This is a genomic window from Pseudomonas sp. MT3 (genome assembly GCF_054720805.1).
In genome coordinates this window covers 61,142-79,624 of the sequence record NZ_JBTVPY010000016.1, presented here as the reverse complement: position 1 = coordinate 79,624, position 18,483 = coordinate 61,142, and the positions used below count along the sequence as shown (strand labels likewise).

Below are 18,483 nucleotides of genomic sequence, written 5' to 3'. Positions count from 1 at the left end.
CCCGACTTTTTGTCGTGTTGGTTAAAGGTGAAGCAAGTTAAGTGGTGAAACTTCTTTCACCCCCTCCCACCAGGAGAGGGGGCGTACAGAATCTTTTGGATCAGTGGCTGTCTTCGTGGGCCATCGACAGGTAGACGATGGTCAGCATCATGAAGATGAAGGCCTGCAGGGTGATGATCAGGATGTGGAACACGGCCCACGCCCAGTTCAGCACGACGCCCATGCCGCCCAGCCAGAGGATGCCGGAACCGAACATCACGGCGATCAGGATGAAGATCAGCTCGCCGGCGTACATGTTGCCGAACAGACGCAGTGCCAGGGATACCGGCTTGGCGATCAGGGTCACGAACTCGAGCAGGAAGTTCACCGGGATCAGGATGATCTGGACCACCATGTTGCTGCTGTGGAACGGGTGCAGGGTCAGTTCGCCGAGGAAGCCGCCGATACCCTTGACCTTGATGCTGTAGAAGATGATCAGCGCGAACACCGCGATCGACATGCCGAAGGTGGCATTCGGGTCGGTGGTGGCCACGGCGCGGAAGAACAGGTGCTCGTTGCCGGTGACCGCCTGAGCCGCCAGCGGCAGGAAGTCCACGGGCACCAGGTCGATCAGGTTCATCAGGAAGATCCAGACGAACACGGTCAACGCCAGCGGTGCGATGAGCGGGTTACGGCCGTGGAAGGTGTCCTTCACGCTGCCGTCGACGAACTCCACCATAACTTCAACGAAGTTCTGCAGGCCGCCGGGTTGACCGCTGGTAGCCTTCTTGGCCGCCATGCGGAAGATAAGGATGAACACCAGGCCGAGGAATACGGACCAACCCAGGGTATCAACGTGGAATGCCCAAAAGCCCATTTCCTTGGCTTGTTCGGCGGTGTGGGCGAACCCCCAGGAACCATCCGGCAGACGACCCAGGGTCAGGTTCTGCAAGTGGTGCTGGATGTAACCCGAAGCGCTTTCTGCTGCCATGTTTGCCTCAATCGCTCTAAGGTCTTGTAAATGTGTTTCGCATCAGCAGGGGTGCAAACCAGCTGACCGCGAGGGTCAGCAGGTAGAGGCCGAACAGCGCCAGGGGCGCCAGCGGCTTCACACCTGCGAACGCCAGTGCAAAGAGCACTGCCGTCAGAATCAGTTTCCCGGCTTCACCGGCATAGAAAGACCGGACGATCAGCTGGGCAGAGCGGGCGCCGCTGTAACGGAACGCCTTGCGAGCAAAGTACAGATTCGGCAACCACGCAATCAGGCCACCCAACAGGCCGGAATAGCCTGCGACCGATCCCTGGACGAACCACAGGGTCGCTGCACCGAGCAGCAGCACCACCAGTTGGACGAGCAACAGGCGAAAAGCCGGTTGTTGATGGAAGGGCAGGCGATCGGGCTTGCGGGGTTCCATCTGTCTCACAGTCCTCTGGCGTCGGCTTCGCAAATCAACAACTTGGCATACTTTGTGCCGACAAAATTGCGCGCAGAGTATAGGGGGCGCGGCATACCCGTTCAACCGTCAGGTAGTGATTTCCGACGACCCCTACATGCTACGTTCGTATCAGCGTATGTGGGCGAGAACACCCTGGAGTTCATCGAGGGAGTTGTAGCGGATCACCAACTGGCCCTTGCCCTTCTGTCCGTGGCGAATCTGCACCGGAGCGCCCAGGCGCTCGGCCAGGCGCTGTTCCAGACGGCTGATGTCCGGGTCGCTCTTGACCGGTTTGACAGGTTCCGTCGGGGCATTGAGCCATTGGCGCACCAGGGCTTCGGTCTGGCGCACGGTGAGGCCGCGTGCGACAACATGTCGCGCACCCTCGACCTGCCGATTCTCGGGCAATCCGAGCAGGGCGCGGGCATGGCCCATTTCCAGGTCGCCGTGGGACAGCAGAGTCTTGATCTCGTCCGGCAGGGCGATCAGGCGCAGCAGGTTGGCCACGGTCACGCGGGATTTGCCCACGGCGTCGGCGACTTGCTGCTGGGTCAGCTGGAACTCCTGCTGCAGCCGTTGCAGCGCGGCGGCTTCCTCGATGGGGTTGAGGTCCTCGCGCTGGATGTTCTCGATCAGCGCCATGGCGATGGCGGCTTCGTCCGGCACTTCGCGAACCATCGCCGGGATCTTGTCCAGGCCGGCCTGCTGGCTGGCACGCCAGCGGCGCTCGCCGGCGATGATCTCGTAGCGGCCCTTGTCAATCGGGCGCACCACGATCGGTTGCATCACGCCCTGGGCCTTGATGGACTGGGCGAGTTCTTCCAGGGCCTGGGGATCCATGTCGCGGCGCGGCTGGTACTTGCCGCGCTGGATCAGGTCCAGCGGCAGGTGCTGGAGTTCCTTGTCGTCGACCTGAACGGCTTCTTCCTGCAGGGTAGCGGCGCTGGAGCCACTGAGCAGGGCGTCCAGCCCGCGTCCGAGACCTCGTTTCTTGGCGGCCATGCGGGTTCCTTAATCTTAGGCGGGGGCGGTGGTGCGGGCGGCGCGCTGGCGACGCACCAGCTCGCCGGCCAGCGCCAGGTAGGCGAGGGCACCGCGGGATTGCTTGTCGTAGACCAGCGCCGGCATGCCGAAGCTGGGTGCCTCGGCCAGTCGCACGTTGCGCGGGATCACGGTGGTATAGAGCTTGTCGCCGAAGTGTTCCTGCAGTTGCGCGCTGACATCGTTGGTCAGGCTGATGCGCGGGTCGTACATGGTCCGCAGCAGGCCTTCGATCTTCAGCGCCGGGTTCAGCCGCTCGGCGATGCGCTGGATGCTGTTCATCAGGTCGGTCAGACCTTCCAGCGCGTAGTACTCGCACTGCATCGGAATGATCACGCCATCCGCGGCGGACAGGGCGTTGACGGTCAGCATCGACAGCGACGGCGGACAGTCGATGAGGATGTAATCGTAGTTCTCGCGGATCGGCGCCAGCGCTTGGCGCAGGCGATGCTCCTTCATGTCCATCTCCAGCAGTACCACTTCCGCAGCGGTGAGGTCGCGGTTGGCGGGCAGCAGCTGGTAGCCGCCGTGCTCGGAGAACTGCATGGCCTGGGCCAGATCGCATTCGCCGGTCAGCACGTCATAGATGGAATGCTCCAATGACAACTTATCCACACCGCTGCCGGTGGTGGCGTTGCCCTGTGGATCGAGGTCGAGCAGCAACACGCGGCGCTTGGTGGCTACCAGCGATGCGGCGAGGTTGATGCAGGTCGTGGTCTTGCCGACGCCGCCTTTCTGGTTGGCGATCGCGAATACCTTAGCCATGGTTTTCCCCACTCCCCGTCATGCAATGCGGCGCAGTATCAGCAGATGGCGCTGGCCTTGGCAACCCGGCACCGCCAGAGCGTGTTCGGCTTCGACCCGGAAATCTTCCGGGAGTGCCGCGAGCTCGTCGCTGGGGTGTACGCCTTTCATGGCCAGCCAGTTGGTCTGGGTGTCGCCGAGGTGACGTGTCCAGTTGGTGAAGTCCTCGAGGCTGCTGAAAGCCCGGGAGACGATACCGTTGAACGGCTGCTCGGGCTGGAAGGCTTCCACCCGGCTGTGGATAACCTGCAGGTTGTCGAGCTTGAGCTCCAGCTTCACCTGGGTGAGGAAGCGGGTCTTCTTGCCGTTGCTGTCCAGCAGGGTCAGGGATTTGCCGGGGAACAGGATGGCCAGCGGGATGCCGGGCATGCCGCCGCCGCTGCCTACGTCCAGCCAGCGCTCGCCGCCGGCCGCTTCGAACTGCGGAACGATGCTCAGGCTGTCGAGCAGGTGGCGGGAAACCATTTCATCCACATCGCGCACGGCAGTGAGGTTGTAGGCCTTGTTCCACTTGGCCAGCAGGGCCAGGTAATCCAGCAGGCGCTGCTGGGCGGCAGCGTCGATATCCAGGCCGAGCGTCTGGATGCCACGCGCGAGTTCGTCGGCATGGCGGGCAGTGACCAGGGACATCAGGCGCTTTGCTCCAGTTGACGACCGGAGGAGCGCTTCTTCAGATGGATCAGCAGCAGGGAGATCGCCGCCGGCGTGACGCCGGGGATGCGCCCGGCCTGTCCCAGGGTTTGCGGACGGGCATTGCCCAGCTTCAGCTGGATCTCCTTGGAGAGACCGGAAATGGTCTGGTAATCGATATCCACAGGCAACTGGGTGTCTTCGCTGGCACGCAGGCGAGCGATCTCTTCCTGCTGGCGGTCGATGTAGCCGGCGTACTTGGTGCGGATTTCCACTTGCTCGGCGACCTGCGGATCTTCCGCGCCAGCACCGGTCACTTCGGCCAGGCTGAGGTAGTCGATTTCCGGGCGGGCCAGCAGGTTCAGCAGGTTGTATTCATGGGCCAGCGGAGTACCGAAGCGCTCGGCGATGGCGTCGCCCTGGGGCGTGTTCGGGCGAACCCAGGTGCTCTTCAGGCGCTGTTCTTCACGCTCGATGCCTTCGCGTTTGGCTTCGAACACCGCCCAGCGGGCATCGTCGATCAGGCCCAGCTCGCGGCCCTTCTCGGTCAGGCGAAGGTCCGCGTTGTCTTCGCGCAGAATCAGCCGATATTCGGCGCGCGACGTGAACATGCGGTACGGCTCCTGGGTGCCGAGGGTAATCAGGTCGTCGACCAGCACGCCGATGTAGGCCTCGTCGCGGCGCGGGCACCAGCTGTCACGGCCTTGCGAGCGCAATGCGGCGTTGGTACCGGCGAGCAGGCCCTGGGCGCCGGCTTCTTCGTAGCCGGTGGTGCCGTTGATCTGGCCGGCGAAGAACAGGCCGCCGATGACCTTGGTCTCCAGGCTGTACTTCAGGTCGCGCGGATCGAAGTAGTCGTACTCGATGGCGTAGCCGGGGCGAACGATATGGGCGTTCTCCATGCCCCGAATGGAACGGACGATATCCAGCTGCACGTCGAAGGGCAGCGAAGTGGAGATGCCGTTCGGATACAGCTCATGGGTGGTCAGGCCTTCCGGCTCGAGGAAGACCTGATGGCTGTCCTTGTCGGCGAAGCGATGGATCTTGTCTTCGATCGATGGGCAGTAGCGCGGGCCGACCCCTTCGATCACGCCGGAATACATCGGCGAGCGATCGAGGTTGGAGGCGATGATCTCGTGGGTCCGCGAGTTGGTATGGGTGATCCAGCAGCTGACCTGGCGCGGATGCATTTCCTTGTTGCCCAGAAAGGACATCACCGGGATCGGCGTATCGCCGGGCTGCTCGGTCATCACGCTGAAATCGACACTGCGGCCGTCGATACGCGGCGGAGTACCGGTCTTCAGACGGCCGACACGCAGTGGCAGCTCGCGCAGGCGGCGCGCCAGGGCGATCGAGGGCGGATCACCGGCACGGCCACCGGAGTAGTTCTCCAGACCGATGTGGATAAGTCCGCCAAGGAAAGTGCCGGCGGTGAGGACGACGTTATCCGCATGGAATTTCAGACCCATCTGGGTCACGACGCCGCGCACCTGATCCTGTTCGACGATCAGGTCATCGCAGGCCTGCTGGAATATCCACAGGTTCGGCTGGTTCTCCAGGATCTCACGCACGGCGGCCTTGTAGAGAACGCGGTCAGCCTGGGCGCGAGTGGCACGGACTGCCGGGCCCTTGCGGCTGTTCAACACGCGGAACTGGATGCCGCCTTTATCGGTGGCCAGTGCCATGGCACCGCCCAGCGCATCGATTTCCTTGACCAGATGGCTTTTGCCGATCCCACCGATGGCGGGGTTGCAGCTCATCTGGCCAAGGGTTTCCACATTGTGGGTGAGCAGCAGCGTCTTCACGCCCATGCGTGCGGCCGCGAGTGCGGCCTCAGTGCCGGCATGGCCGCCGCCGATCACGATCACGTCAAAACGGGAAGGGAAATCCACCACGCACCTCGTGCCTGTCGATCAAGGAGAAATAGAGAGAGCCGGACAGTATAGGGGTTAAGGGCTTTCGATTGAAGGCACCTGAACAAAAAATAGCCAATCGGTACTGAAGGCTTCTATAGAAAATAAAAGAGAGGAACTTTTTTAAATCTTTTTAGAGCTTGTGTTTATGTATGGTGAAGCCGATTTCTGTGGATAACCATCTTGAGGCCATGTTCCATCAGTCTTTCACGGCATAACAACCCTGTGTCGATGCTGTCAGGCGACGGGGGATCTCCGGTTTCTAGCCTGTGGATTAAGCATCACGTTATCAACAGGTGGATTTATCCACGGCTTGAGAGGGGGGTTGTCAACGTAGCTGTACGTTAGTTTTCCACAGGGTTCGCGGATGCCTGTGAAATACATCGGGAATGCTTTGAAAGACAGCAATGACGGGGCTTGCCCGCATTTCATGGCTGTGGATAGCCGTTCTGGAAGAAAGTCATCGGGCAGGAGCAGTCGCGGCGACGGAATGAATCCGTCACCGGTGTCGAAAGTCTGTGCTGTGGATTACTTGCCGATGCAGAAACTGGAGAAGATGCGGCCCAGCAGATCGTCAGGTGTGAAGGCTCCGGTGATTTCCCCCAGGGCCTGTTGAGCCTGGCGCAGGTCCTCAGCCAGCAGTTCGCCGGCGCCGCTCAGGGTGAGCTGGGCGCGACCGTGTTCGAGGCTGCTACCGGCCTGGCGCAGGGCTTCCAGATGGCGCCGACGGGCGCTGAAGCTGCTTTCCGCGGTCTGTTCGAAGCCCATGCAGGCTTTCAGGTGCTCGCGCAGCAGGTCCAGGCCATTGCCCGAGCGGGCGGACAGGGTGATGGTGACGTGGCCATCGGCGCTCTCCTCAAGGCCGATGCTCTCTGTGGATAAATCAGCCTTGTTACGGATCAGGGTCACGTGGGTGGGATCAGGCCGGCTGTCGAGGAACTCCGGCCAGAGTGCGAAGGGATCGCAGGCCTCGGGGGCGGTGGAGTCCACCACCAGTAGAACGCGATCTGCCTCGTTGATGGCCTTCAACGCGCGTTCCACACCGATTTTTTCCACATGGTCGTCGGTACTGCGCAGGCCGGCGGTATCGATGATGTGCAGCGGCATGCCGTCGATGTGGATATGTTCGCGCAATACATCGCGGGTGGTACCGGCGATATCGGTGACGATGGCCGCTTCACGGCCCGCCAGGGCGTTCAGCAGGCTCGATTTGCCGGCGTTGGGACGTCCGGCGATCACCACGCTCATGCCATCGCGCAGCAGCGCGCCCTGGCCGGCTTCGCGCAGCACGGTCGCCAGTTCGGCACGTACGCCATCCAGTTGCGAAAGAACGTGGCCGTCGGCGAGGAAGTCGATCTCTTCCTCGGGGAAGTCGATGGCTGCCTCGACGTACATGCGCAGCTGGATGAGTTGGTCGGTCAGGTGGTGTACGCGGCGCGAGAACTCGCCCTGCAGCGAACGCACGGCGTTGCGTGCAGCCTGGGCCGAACTGGCCTCGATCAGGTCGGCGATGGCCTCGGCCTGGGCCAGGTCGAGCTTGTCGTTGAGGAAGGCGCGTTCGCTGAACTCGCCAGGGCGGGCCTGGCGGGCGCCCAGTTCCAGGCAGCGCTGCAGGAGCATGTCCATTACCACCGGGCCGCCGTGGCCCTGCAGTTCCAGCACGTCTTCGCCGGTAAAAGAGTTCGGCCCAGGGAAGAACAGCAGCAGCCCTTCGTCGATGACATCGCCATCGTCTGCGTGGAACGGTCCGTAGTGGGCGTAGCGTGGCTGTGGTTCGCGGCCGCTCAGGGTGATGGCCATAGCACGGGCGCGGGGACCGGAGACGCGGACGATGCCGACCCCACCACGGCCCTGGGCGGTGGCGACGGCGGCGATGGTTTCACGGGCTGCATTCATGTCGGCGGTCTCGCGGTTGTGTTCGTGGCTCGCGGGAAAGCAAAGTTATCCACATAGCAAAACGCCCCACGAGGGGGCGTCTTGTCGATCGTCTACGGTCGCGGTATCAGGCGGAAGCCTTCTTTGTCGCAGCTTCGATCCGGCGGGTAATGTACCACTGCTGTGCAATGGACAGACAGTTGTTCACAACCCAGTACAGCACCAGACCGGCCGGGAACCACAGGAAGAAGAAGGTGAAGATGATCGGCATCAGCTTCATGACCTTCGCCTGCATGGGGTCCGGAGGCGTCGGGTTGAGCATCTGCTGGACCAGCATGGTGGCGCCCATGATGATCGGCAGGATGAAGAACGGATCCTTCACCGAGAGGTCGACGATCCAGCCCAGCCACGGCGCCTGGCGCATCTCGACGCTTTCCAGCAGTACCCAGTAGAGGGACAGGAAGACCGGCATCTGCACCAGGATCGGCAGGCAGCCGCCCAGCGGATTGATCTTCTCCTTCTTGTACAGCTCCATCATCGCCTGGGACATCTTCTGGCGATCGTCGCCGTGCTGTTCCTTCAGTGCCTGCATCTTCGGCGACACGGCACGCATGCGGGCCATCGAGCGGTAGCTGGCGGCGGACAACGGGAAGAAGGCCAGCTTGATGACGACGGTCAGCAGGATGATCGACCAGCCCCAGTTACCGACCAGGTTGTGGATATGTTGCAGCAGCCAGAAGATCGGTTGGGCAATGAACCACAGCGGGCCGTAATCGACGGTCAGCTCCAGGCCCGGGGACAGCTCGCCCAGGTACTTCTGCAGCTTGGGACCGGCATACAGGGTCATGCTGGTTTCGCCCTTGGCACCGGGGGCAACGGTCAGGTTGGGACCGGTGTAGCCGACGATATAGTTGCCCTGGGCGTCCTTGCGGGTCATCACGTTGTGGGTGTCGCCCTTGGCGGGCACCCAGGCGGTCACGAAGTAGTGCTGCAGCCAGGCAACCCAGCCGCCCTGGACGGATTCCTTGAACTGCTCCTTGTCCATGTCCTTCATGGACACTTTCACGTAGGGCTTTTCAGGAGTCCAGACCGCGGCGCCAAGGTAGGTCGACACACCGGTGGCAGTGGTGGAGGACGGATCGACGCTGGCGTCACGCTTGAGCTGGGCGAACAGCGAAGCGTTCCACGGCTTGTCGCTCTGGTTGTCGATCAGGTAGCTCACGCCGACCTGATAGGCATCGGGGTTGATGCACTCGAGCTTCTTCTGGGCTTTTTCCTTCTCGGTGCAGTCGCCTTTCAGGCCGCGATGGAAGGTAAAGCGCTTGATGTAGCTGATGCCGTCCTGTGCATAAGTCAGGTCGACCACCATCTGCTCCTGGCCGTCGGCCAGTTCGTAGACGGGCTTGGCAGAGGCGTAGAGCGGGCGGCCACCGGCGGCGGCATCCGGGCCATTGGCGCCGGTCAGCCCGCTCTGGGCCAGGTAGGTGCGTTGCTGATCACGCTCGAACAGCGGGAACGGCACGTCCGGGCGGTCCTGGCGCAACGGGTACTGGGTCAGGCCCAGTTTCACCACATCACCGCCGCGCGGGTCGATGGCCAGGTCCAGCACGTCGGTCTTCACGCGGATCAGCTGGTCGCTGACGGCCGCCGGTTTCTGCTCGGTGGGCAGGGTCGCCTGGGCATTCTGGGCGGTCGGTACGTCGGCATTGGTCGCGCCGCCGGCAGGTACTGACGTGTCCGGCAGGCCTTCGGTCTGGTTGAAGGTCGCGGTCTGCGCTGGCAGTTCAGGCTGGCCGTAGTCCTTGTTCCACTGGAGGACCAGCGCGTAGGACACGATTGCCAGGGCGACGAATAGGATTGAACGTTTGATGTCCATGGTTACTCGGCCGTCGAGGAAGGGGCGGGCTTGGATGGGTCTGGCGGTACCGGATCATAACCACCGGGGTGCCAGGGGTGGCAGCGGCCGAGGCGACGAGCGGCCAGCCAGCCACCACGCAGAAAGCCATGGGTTTCGATGGCTTCCTGCGCGTAGCAGGAACAGCTGGGGTAGAAACGACAGTGCCTGCCCATCATGGGACTGATGGCGTAGCGGTAAAACTGGATCAGTAACAGCGCCAGTCTACGCATGGGAACTGTCGGCCACTCCCGGAGATTCTGTCGTGGGTTCCGGGCTGGGCCGATTGCGTAACAGGCGCTTCCAGAGCTTACCGAACTGCTGGTGCAGTTCCGGATTCTCCAGATCGCCGAGGCCCTTGCGCGCGATGACCACGATATCCAGGCCGGCCAGCTTCTGCTGGTGATGGCGGAAGGATTCGCGGAGAAGGCGTTTGAGGCGGTTACGCTCGACGGCGAGCTTGACGTTCTTCTTGCCGATCACCAGGCCGAGGCGGGGATGATCGAGACCGTTTTCGCGCGCCAGCAGCAGGATGTGCTTGCCGGGAACCTTGGAGGTGGGGGAGTCGAAGACTGCGGTGAATTGCCGGGCTGTCAGAAGACGCTTATCCCGGTCGAAGCCTTGACTCACCACCTGTGTCGGACAAATCAGACGGTCAGACGCTTGCGGCCCTTGGCGCGGCGACGCGACAGAACCTGACGACCGTTCTTGGTGGCCATGCGAGCGCGGAAACCGTGGACGCGAGCGCGCTTGAGGGTGCTGGGTTGGAAAGTACGTTTCATGATTCGGTACCTGGGTTTGACGACATGAGGTCGCAGTGACCCCGTTTAAAGAGACCGGCGATTTTAGTGAAATCAGGCGGTCAGGTCAATTTCCAACCAGCACCGGATACAAATTGAATAGAGAAAAGGCGAAATTCTCTTTTGAGAGATAGATGCTTTGATTATGACTGTTGAGCGCGTTGCCTGTGAATAACTTGCTGGAGGCCACGGGCAATCAGGTTCCTGGAGAATGAAAACCCTGTCTGGAACTGGTGGGTGGCTTGTGTCCCGACGGTTGGAAAGCTGGGGACAGGATGGTTGTTTTTCCACAGCCGATTTTTCCATAGGCTGATCACCAGGCTCATCCCCTGGGTCATCCAGCTGTTATCCACAAGGCTCGCGGCGCGCTTATCCGACAATCGGCACAGTCATTAACATCTTGATTTTGCTTGTGTCCGTAGCCGCATCTCATGTGGATAAGTTGTTCAGGCGCGGCTACAATATCGGCCTATTTCGCTTTGCGCCTTCTTTGGGGGATATCCGTGTCCGTGGAACTTTGGCAGCAGTGCGTGGAGCTTCTGCGCGACGAGCTGCCGTCCCAGCAATTCAATACCTGGATCCGACCTCTGCAGGTCGAGGCTGAGGGTGAGGAGCTGCGCGTGTACGCACCCAATCGTTTCGTACTCGATTGGGTCAACGAGAAGTACATGGGGCGCATGCTCGAGCTGCTCAGTGAGCGTGGCAACGGCCAGATCCCTGCCCTGTCGCTGCTGATCGGCAGTCGCCGCAGCCGTACTCCGCGCCCGGCGCTGGTTCCGCAGAGCCATGTCAGCGTGCAGCCGACTCCCGCGCCCACCGTAGTGGTTGCGCCGCCCCCTGTCGTGCCGGTGGCGGTTGCTCCGGTGATTCCGGAGCCGCAGCCGGTGCAGGTCGTTGCCCAGCCGCTGCCTGACCTGGACGAATCCAGCCCGGGAATCGATCCACTGGCGGCCGCGATGCCGGCAACGTCGGTGCGTACCGAGCGCAACGTGCAGGTAGAAGGTGCGCTCAAGCACACCAGTTACCTCAACCGCACCTTCACCTTCGAGAACTTCGTCGAAGGTAAATCCAACCAGCTGGCCCGAGCGGCGGCCTGGCAGGTGGCGGACAATCTCAAGCACGGCTACAACCCGCTGTTCCTTTATGGTGGCGTCGGCCTGGGCAAGACCCACCTGATGCACGCTGTGGGTAACCATCTGCTGAAGAAGAACCCCAATGCCAAGGTCGTGTACCTGCATTCGGAGCGTTTCGTCGCGGACATGGTGAAAGCGCTGCAGCTGAACGCCATCAACGAATTCAAGCGTTTCTACCGTTCGGTGGACGCGCTGCTGATCGACGATATCCAGTTCTTTGCCCGCAAGGAGCGTTCCCAGGAAGAGTTCTTCCACACCTTCAACGCCCTTCTCGAAGGCGGCCAGCAGGTCATCCTGACCAGCGACCGCTATCCGAAGGAGATCGAAGGCCTGGAAGAGCGCCTGAAGTCGCGCTTTGGCTGGGGCCTGACCGTGGCCGTGGAGCCGCCGGAACTGGAAACCCGTGTGGCGATCCTGATGAAGAAGGCCGAACAGGCCAAGGTCGAGCTGCCGCACGACGCTGCATTCTTCATCGCCCAGCGCATTCGTTCCAACGTGCGCGAGCTGGAAGGTGCACTCAAGCGTGTGATCGCCCATTCCCACTTCATGGGGCGGCCGATCACCATCGAGCTGATCCGCGAGTCGCTGAAGGACCTGCTGGCACTGCAGGACAAACTGGTCAGCATCGACAACATCCAGCGTACCGTCGCCGAGTACTACAAGATCAAGATCGCCGACCTGCTGTCCAAGCGCCGTTCGCGCTCGGTGGCGCGTCCGCGTCAGGTTGCTATGGCACTCTCCAAGGAACTGACCAACCACAGCCTGCCGGAGATCGGCGTGGCCTTCGGCGGTCGGGATCACACCACGGTGCTGCACGCCTGTCGTAAGATCGCTCAACTCAAGGAATCCGACGCGGATATCCGCGAGGACTACAAGAACCTGCTGCGTACTCTGACCACCTGACGCAGCCTCACGAGGCAAGGGACTAGACCATGCATTTCACTATTCAACGCGAAGCTCTGTTGAAACCCCTGCAACTGGTCGCTGGCGTTGTCGAGCGCCGCCAGACGCTGCCGGTTCTTTCCAACGTCCTGCTGGTCGTCGAAGGCCAGCAACTGTCGCTGACCGGTACCGACCTGGAAGTCGAACTGGTTGGCCGCGTCGCTCTGGAGGAGGCCGCCGAACCAGGCGAGATCACCGTTCCCGCGCGCAAGCTGATGGACATCTGCAAAAGCCTGCCCAGCGATGCGTTGATCGATATCCGCGTCGACGAGCAGAAACTGGTGGTGAAGGCCGGCCGCAGCCGTTTCACCCTCTCCACCTTGCCGGCGAACGATTTCCCCACCGTGGAAGAAGGTCCGGGTTCGCTGACATTCAGTCTGGTGCAGAGCAAGCTGCGCCGTCTGATCGACCGCACCAGCTTCGCGATGGCGCAGCAGGACGTGCGTTACTACCTCAATGGCATGTTGCTGGAAGTGGGTGGCGGCACCCTGCGCGCAGTCGCTACCGACGGTCACCGCCTGGCCATGTGCTCCTTGAGTAACGCGGTGCCGGAAGCGCAGGACCGCCACCAGGTGATCGTGCCGCGCAAGGGCATCCTGGAACTGGCCCGTCTGCTCACCGAGCAGGACGGCGAAGTGTCCATCGTTCTTGGTCAGCACCACATCCGTGCGACCACCGGTGAGTTCACCTTCACTTCCAAGCTGGTAGACGGCAAGTTCCCCGACTACGAACGCGTACTGCCCAAGGGCGGCGACAAGCTGGTGCTCGGTGATCGCCAGGTACTGCGCGAAGCCTTCAGCCGCACCGCTATCCTGTCGAACGAGAAGTACCGTGGTATCCGTCTGCAACTCTCCAACGGCCTCCTGAAAATCCAGGCGAACAACCCTGAGCAGGAAGAAGCGGAAGAAGAAGTGCAGGTCGACTACAACGGCGGCAGCCTGGAAATCGGCTTCAACGTCAGCTACCTGCTGGACGTCCTGGGTGTCATGGGTACCGAGCAGGTGCGCATGATCCTCTCCGACTCCAATAGCAGTGCGCTGGTGCAGGAAGCGGACAACGACGATTCCGCCTACGTCGTCATGCCGATGCGCCTCTGACGCGTATCGATGTCCCTTACCCGCCTTTCGGTCACCGCGGTGCGCAACCTGCACCCGGTGACTTTCTCCCCCTCCCCCCGCATCAACATCCTCTACGGCGAAAACGGCAGCGGCAAGACCAGCGTGCTGGAAGCCATCTACCTGCTCGGTCTTGCGCGCTCCTTCCGCAGCATGCGCCTGCAACCTGTCATCCAGTACGAAGAACCGGCTTGCACGGTGTTCGGACAGGTGCGCCTGGGCAATGGCTTTGACAGCAGCCTCGGGGTTTCTCGAGATCGCCAGGGCGAGTTCCAGATTCGTATCGACGGGCAGAACGCGCGTAGCGCTGCTCAGCTGGCGGAAACCTTGCCGTTGCAGTTGATCAATCCGGACAGCTTCCGCCTGCTGGAAGGTGCGCCTAAGATTCGCCGGCAGTTCCTCGACTGGGGAGTGTTCCACGTGGAACAACGCTTCATGGTCGCCTGGCAAAGATTGCAGAAGGCCCTGCGGCAGCGGAACTCGTGGCTCCGACATGGTAAACTGGACGGTGCTTCGCAGGCTGCGTGGGACCGAGAATTATGTGCCGCGAGCGATGAGATCGACGCGTATCGAAGGTCCTATATCCAAGCTCTCAAGCCCCAGTTCGAGCGTACCCTGGCCGAGCTGATCCAGCTCGATGACCTGACGCTCAGCTATTACCGGGGGTGGGACAAGGAGCGTGACCTGAGTGAGGTGCTGTCTTCCAGCCTGCTCCGCGATCAGCAGATGGGGCACACCCAGGCAGGACCGCAGCGGGCGGATCTGAGGATTCGCCTGGGGGGACACAATGCCGCGGAGATACTGTCCCGCGGCCAACAGAAACTGGTGGTCTGCGCGTTGCGGATCGCCCAGGGGCACCTGATCAACCAGGCCAAGCGCGGGCAATGCGTCTACCTGGTGGATGATCTCCCCTCCGAATTGGATGAGAAGCATCGGTTGTCTTTGTGCCGGCTTCTCGAAGATCTGGGTTGCCAGGTATTCATCACCTGCGTCGACCCGCACTTATTGAAAGACGGCTGGCAAACGGAAACGCCGGTGTCGATGTTCCACGTGGAACATGGGCGCGTCTCTCAGGACACTACCATCGGGAGTGAAGAATGAGCGAGAACACCTACGACTCTTCCAGTATCAAGGTACTGAAGGGGCTGGACGCGGTACGTAAGCGTCCGGGCATGTACATCGGTGATACCGACGACGGCACTGGCCTGCACCACATGGTCTTCGAGGTCGTGGACAACTCGATCGACGAAGCGCTGGCGGGCTACTGCAGCGAGATCAGCATCACCATTCACACCGATGAATCCATCACCGTGCGCGACAACGGTCGCGGCATCCCGGTGGATATCCACAAGGAAGAAGGGGTCTCCGCGGCCGAGGTCATCATGACCGTCCTTCACGCCGGCGGTAAGTTTGACGACAACAGCTACAAGGTCTCCGGCGGTCTGCACGGCGTGGGTGTGTCGGTGGTGAACGCCCTCTCCCACGAGCTGCGTCTGACCATTCGCCGTGAAGGCAAGGTCTGGGAACAGGTCTACCACCACGGCGTACCGCAGTTCCCGCTGTGCCCGGTGGGTGACACCGATGGCTCGGGTACCGAGGTGCACTTCAAGCCGTCTCCGGAAACCTTCCACAACATCCACTTCAGCTGGGACATCCTGGCCAAGCGGATTCGCGAGCTGTCGTTCCTGAACTCCGGCGTCGGCATCGTTCTGCGTGACGAGCGTGCCGGCAAGGAAGAGCTGTTCAAGTACGAAGGCGGCCTGCGGGCTTTCGTCGAGTACCTGAACACCAACAAGACCGCGGTGAACCAGGTCTTCCACTTCAACTGCCAGCGCGAAGAAGATGGCGTCGGGGTCGAAGTCGCCTTGCAGTGGAACGACAGCTTCAACGAGAACATCCTCTGCTTCACCAACAACATTCCCCAGCGTGACGGTGGTACCCACCTGGCGGGCTTCCGCTCCGCCCTCACCCGTCACCTGAACAACTACATCGAGCAGGAAGGCCTGGCGAAGAAGTTCAAGATCGCTACCACCGGCGACGACGCCCGTGAAGGTCTGACCGCGATCATTTCGGTGAAGGTGCCGGATCCGAAGTTCAGCTCTCAGACCAAGGACAAGCTGGTTTCCTCGGAGGTTAAGACCGCCGTGGAACAGGAGATGGGCAAGTACTTCGCCGACTTCCTGCTGGAGAACCCGAACGAAGCCAAGGCCGTGGTCGGCAAGATGATCGACGCCGCCCGTGCCCGTGAGGCCGCGCGCAAGGCTCGCGAGATGACCCGCCGCAAGGGCGCGCTGGACATCGCCGGCCTGCCGGGCAAGCTCGCCGACTGCCAGGAGAAGGATCCCGCCCTCTCCGAACTGTACATCGTGGAAGGTGACTCCGCGGGCGGTTCTGCGAAGCAGGGTCGTAACCGCAAGACCCAGGCGATCCTGCCGCTCAAGGGCAAGATCCTCAACGTCGAGAAGGCTCGCTTCGACAAGATGCTGTCCTCCCAGGAGGTCGGCACGCTGATCACCGCGCTGGGCTGCGGTATCGGTCGCGAGGAGTACAACATCGACAAGCTGCGTTACCACAACATCATCATCATGACCGATGCCGACGTCGACGGTTCGCACATCCGTACCCTGCTGCTGACCTTTTTCTTCCGTCAGTTGCCGGAGCTGGTCGAGCGCGGCTACATCTACATCGCCCAGCCGCCGCTGTACAAGGTGAAGCGCGGCAAGCAGGAGCAGTACATCAAGGACGACGTGGCCATGGAGGAGTACATGACCCAGTCGGCCCTCGAGGACGCCAGCGTGCACGTCAACGAAAGCGCTCCGGGCCTGTCCGGCGAAGCGCTGGAGAAGCTGGTCAACGAGTACCGTGGCGTCATGCGTACCCTCTCCCGCCTGTCTCGTCTGTACCCGCAGGACCTGACCGAGCACTTCGTCTACCTGCCGCGTATCGAGGTCGACCAGTTGGGTGAGCAGGCCGCCATGCAGGGCTGGCTGGACCAATACCAGGCGCGCCTGAAGGCCTCCGAGAAGTCCGGCCTGGTCTACAAGGTCAGCCTGCGTGAGGACCGCGAGCGCCACCTGTGGCTGCCGGAAGTCGAGATGGTTGCCCACGGTCTGTCGAGCTACGTCACCTTCAACCGCGACTTCTTCGCCAGCAACGATTACCGCGCGGTAACCGAGCTGGGCGCCAAGCTGAACAGCCTGATGGAAGAAGGCGCCTACGTGCAGAAAGGCGAGCGCAAGAAGATCGTCTCGAGCTTCAAGGAAGCCCTGGACTGGCTGATGGCCGAAGGCACCAAGCGTCACAGCATCCAGCGATACAAGGGGCTGGGCGAGATGAACCCGGACCAGCTATGGGAAACCACGATGGACCCGAACGTGCGCCGCATGCTGAAGGTAACCATCGAGGACGCCATCGCCGCCGACCAGCTGTTCAACACCCTGATGGGCGATGCCGTGGAGCCACGCCGCGACTTCATCGAAAGCAACGCCCTGGCGGTGTCCAACCTGGACATCTGAGCCAGCAAAGTAGCAGGCAAAAAGAAAGGGCCCTTCGGGGCCCTTTTTCTTTTCGTCGGTGCAAGCCTCAGGAGGCTTCGGCGACGGCCTGGGGCGTGGCCTTGGGTGGCAGTTCGCCCATGTCGCGCAGGGTCTGCGTGACCCAGCTTTCGGCGCGCTGGTTGAGCTCGGTGATAGCCCGTGCACCCTCCCCTTCGGCATACATCGCCGGGCCGATCACCACCTGGATGGTACCGGGGTACTTCGCCCAGCCGTTCTTCGGCCAGCAGTGCCCGGCGTTGTGCGCAATCGGCAGCACCGGCAGGTTGGCGTTCACGGCGAGGGCGGCGCCGCCACGGGAGAACTTGCCGATCTGGCCGGTGGGAACGCGGGTGCCTTCCGGGAAGATCAGTACCCAGGCACCCTGCTTCAGGCGCTCGTCGCCCTGCTTGGCCATCTGCTTGAGGGCCAGCTTGGGTTGGTCACGGTTGATGGCGATGGGCTTGAGCAGCGCCATCGCCCAGCCGAAGAAGGGAACGAACAGCAGTTCGCGCTTGAGCACCTGGCTCAGAGGCGCGAAGTAGCCGGTGAGGAAGAAGGTTTCCCAGGTGCTCTGGTGCTTGGCCAGGATCACACAGGGCTGATCCGGGATGTTCTCCACGCCCTTGAGCTCGTAGCGCACACCCACCATCCAGGTGGCCAGCCAGACGGCGAACTTGCACCAGGCCTGGGCGATGAAGCGGTAGCGTGCGCGGAACGGCAGGAAGGGTGCGATGAGCAGGCTGAGGGTGCCCCAGACGAAGGCGCTGAACGACAGCAGCAGGTAGAAGAGAACGGTTCTGATGGCCTGCACTGTGATGAATCCTCAGGAAAGTAGATGGGCAGCGACCGCCGCCAGATCGTCGAATACCAGGGTGCCCTCGGGCAGGGCCTTGCCCAGGGTGCGCTCGCCTTTGCCGGTCTTCACCAACACGGGCTGACAATCGACGGCCAACGCGGCGTCCAGGTCACCCCGGCTGTCGCCCACGAACCAGATGCCGTGAAGGTCCACACCGTAGTGCCGGGCGATCTGCAGCAGCATACCGGGTTTCGGCTTGCGGCAGTCGCAACCCTCGTCGGGACCGTGGGGGCAGTAGACGACCACGCCGAGTTCACCGCCCTGCTCCGCTACCAGTTCGCGCAGGCGCTGGTGCATGCTTTCCAGCGTCGCCAGGTCGTAGTAGCCGCGAGCGATGCCCGACTGGTTGGTGGCCACCGCCACGGTCCAGCCGGCCTTGCTCAGTTGGGCGATGGCGCTGATGGCGCTGGGGATCGGAATCCACTCGTCGAGGGATTTGATATAGGCGTCGGAGTCCTGGTTGATGACACCGTCGCGGTCGAGGATCAGTAGCTTCATGCTTCGATAAGTCACGCACTTCGATCAGTCG

General features: G+C 62.0%; 16 protein-coding genes and 1 pseudogene. 4 read left to right on the top strand and 13 right to left on the bottom strand.

Annotated features, from left to right (window positions below; genetic code table 11):
- Positions 1-100: 100 nt before the first annotated feature.
- The 11 genes from atpB to rpmH form a co-directional block, all read right to left on the bottom strand.
- The gene (atpB, locus tag ACYCAX_RS17495) at positions 101-970 is read right to left on the bottom strand and encodes a F0F1 ATP synthase subunit A (protein ID WP_015479771.1); all 870 of its coding nucleotides are present in this window, start codon (positions 968-970) and stop codon (positions 101-103) included.
- A gap of 16 nt (positions 971-986) precedes the next feature.
- Entirely contained in the window at positions 987-1,394 is a 408-nt protein-coding gene (locus tag ACYCAX_RS17490) for a F0F1 ATP synthase subunit I (protein WP_015479772.1), read from the bottom strand.
- Between the two features lie 150 nt (positions 1,395-1,544).
- Positions 1,545-2,417: a ParB/RepB/Spo0J family partition protein gene (locus tag ACYCAX_RS17485; RefSeq protein ID WP_294981288.1), complete on the bottom strand. Its 873-nt coding sequence runs from the start codon at positions 2,415-2,417 to the stop codon at positions 1,545-1,547.
- Between the two features lie 15 nt (positions 2,418-2,432).
- Complete coding sequence (locus ACYCAX_RS17480) at positions 2,433-3,221, bottom strand: ParA family protein (protein WP_015479774.1); 789 nt, start codon at positions 3,219-3,221, stop codon at positions 2,433-2,435.
- 18 nt (positions 3,222-3,239) lie between these two features.
- On the bottom strand, positions 3,240-3,890 hold the full coding sequence (gene rsmG / locus ACYCAX_RS17475; protein ID WP_015479775.1) for a 16S rRNA (guanine(527)-N(7))-methyltransferase RsmG: 651 nt from the start codon (positions 3,888-3,890) through the stop codon (positions 3,240-3,242).
- On the bottom strand, positions 3,890-5,782 hold the full coding sequence (mnmG, locus tag ACYCAX_RS17470) for a tRNA uridine-5-carboxymethylaminomethyl(34) synthesis enzyme MnmG (protein WP_460248482.1): 1,893 nt from the start codon (positions 5,780-5,782) through the stop codon (positions 3,890-3,892). The genes rsmG and mnmG overlap by 1 nt, the downstream gene beginning before the upstream one ends.
- A gap of 549 nt (positions 5,783-6,331) precedes the next feature.
- The gene (gene mnmE, locus ACYCAX_RS17465; protein ID WP_460248481.1) at positions 6,332-7,699 is read right to left on the bottom strand and encodes a tRNA uridine-5-carboxymethylaminomethyl(34) synthesis GTPase MnmE; all 1,368 of its coding nucleotides are present in this window, start codon (positions 7,697-7,699) and stop codon (positions 6,332-6,334) included.
- A 106-nt stretch (positions 7,700-7,805) separates the two neighbouring features.
- Positions 7,806-9,554, bottom strand: a complete 1,749-nt coding sequence (gene yidC / locus ACYCAX_RS17460) for a membrane protein insertase YidC (protein WP_015479778.1) — start codon at positions 9,552-9,554, stop codon at positions 7,806-7,808.
- Positions 9,555-9,556: 2 nt separating this feature from the next.
- Positions 9,557-9,805, bottom strand: a complete 249-nt coding sequence (gene yidD, locus ACYCAX_RS17455) for a membrane protein insertion efficiency factor YidD (RefSeq protein ID WP_015479779.1) — start codon at positions 9,803-9,805, stop codon at positions 9,557-9,559.
- Positions 9,798-10,205: a ribonuclease P protein component gene (gene rnpA, locus ACYCAX_RS17450; RefSeq protein WP_015479780.1), complete on the bottom strand. Its 408-nt coding sequence runs from the start codon at positions 10,203-10,205 to the stop codon at positions 9,798-9,800. The genes yidD and rnpA overlap by 8 nt, the downstream gene beginning before the upstream one ends.
- 14 nt (positions 10,206-10,219) lie before the next feature.
- Positions 10,220-10,354 (bottom strand): 50S ribosomal protein L34, encoded by a 135-nt coding sequence (gene rpmH, locus ACYCAX_RS17445; protein WP_003100258.1) that lies wholly within the window; start codon positions 10,352-10,354, stop codon positions 10,220-10,222.
- A gap of 521 nt (positions 10,355-10,875) precedes the next feature.
- Here rpmH and dnaA point away from each other — a divergent pair.
- The 4 genes and pseudogenes from dnaA to gyrB all read left to right on the top strand — a co-directional run bounded on the left by dnaA (position 10,876) and on the right by gyrB (position 17,077).
- A complete protein-coding gene (gene dnaA / locus ACYCAX_RS17440; protein ID WP_015474771.1) occupies positions 10,876-12,408 on the top strand; it encodes a chromosomal replication initiator protein DnaA in 1,533 nt (510 codons plus the stop codon).
- Between the two features lie 29 nt (positions 12,409-12,437).
- Positions 12,438-13,544, top strand: coding sequence for a DNA polymerase III subunit beta (gene dnaN / locus ACYCAX_RS17435; RefSeq protein WP_015474772.1), 1,107 nt, complete (start codon positions 12,438-12,440; stop codon positions 13,542-13,544).
- 9 nt (positions 13,545-13,553) lie between these two features.
- Positions 13,554-14,656, top strand: a pseudogene (recF, locus tag ACYCAX_RS17430) (DNA replication/repair protein RecF).
- A 3-nt stretch (positions 14,657-14,659) separates the two neighbouring features.
- A complete protein-coding gene (gyrB, locus tag ACYCAX_RS17425) occupies positions 14,660-17,077 on the top strand; it encodes a DNA topoisomerase (ATP-hydrolyzing) subunit B (protein ID WP_460248480.1) in 2,418 nt (805 codons plus the stop codon).
- A 67-nt stretch (positions 17,078-17,144) separates the two neighbouring features.
- Here the strand turns inward: gyrB and ACYCAX_RS17420 are convergent, their stop codons facing one another.
- Entirely contained in the window at positions 17,145-17,915 is a 771-nt protein-coding gene (locus ACYCAX_RS17420; RefSeq protein ID WP_460248507.1) for a lysophospholipid acyltransferase family protein, read from the bottom strand.
- Positions 17,916-17,921: 6 nt separating this feature from the next.
- Positions 17,922-18,452, bottom strand: a complete 531-nt coding sequence (gene gmhB, locus ACYCAX_RS17415) for a D-glycero-beta-D-manno-heptose 1,7-bisphosphate 7-phosphatase (protein ID WP_015474807.1) — start codon at positions 18,450-18,452, stop codon at positions 17,922-17,924.
- Positions 18,453-18,483 lie beyond the last annotated feature (31 nt).

Coding starts and splice junctions, on each gene's coding strand:
- dnaN (WP_015474772.1), top strand. CDS start 12,438: ATGCATTTCACTATTCAACGCGAAGCTCTGTTGAAACCCCTGCAACTG.
- ACYCAX_RS17490 (WP_015479772.1), bottom strand. CDS start 1,394: ATGGAACCCCGCAAGCCCGATCGCCTGCCCTTCCATCAACAACCGGCT.
- rsmG (WP_015479775.1), bottom strand. CDS start 3,890: ATGTCCCTGGTCACTGCCCGCCATGCCGACGAACTCGCGCGTGGCATC.
- yidD (WP_015479779.1), bottom strand. CDS start 9,805: ATGCGTAGACTGGCGCTGTTACTGATCCAGTTTTACCGCTACGCCATC.
- atpB (WP_015479771.1), bottom strand. CDS start 970: ATGGCAGCAGAAAGCGCTTCGGGTTACATCCAGCACCACTTGCAGAAC.
- gmhB (WP_015474807.1), bottom strand. CDS start 18,452: ATGAAGCTACTGATCCTCGACCGCGACGGTGTCATCAACCAGGACTCC.
- ACYCAX_RS17480 (WP_015479774.1), bottom strand. CDS start 3,221: ATGGCTAAGGTATTCGCGATCGCCAACCAGAAAGGCGGCGTCGGCAAG.
- ACYCAX_RS17485 (WP_294981288.1), bottom strand. CDS start 2,417: ATGGCCGCCAAGAAACGAGGTCTCGGACGCGGGCTGGACGCCCTGCTC.
- gyrB (WP_460248480.1), top strand. CDS start 14,660: ATGAGCGAGAACACCTACGACTCTTCCAGTATCAAGGTACTGAAGGGG.
- yidC (WP_015479778.1), bottom strand. CDS start 9,554: ATGGACATCAAACGTTCAATCCTATTCGTCGCCCTGGCAATCGTGTCC.
- mnmE (WP_460248481.1), bottom strand. CDS start 7,699: ATGAATGCAGCCCGTGAAACCATCGCCGCCGTCGCCACCGCCCAGGGC.
- rpmH (WP_003100258.1), bottom strand. CDS start 10,354: ATGAAACGTACTTTCCAACCCAGCACCCTCAAGCGCGCTCGCGTCCAC.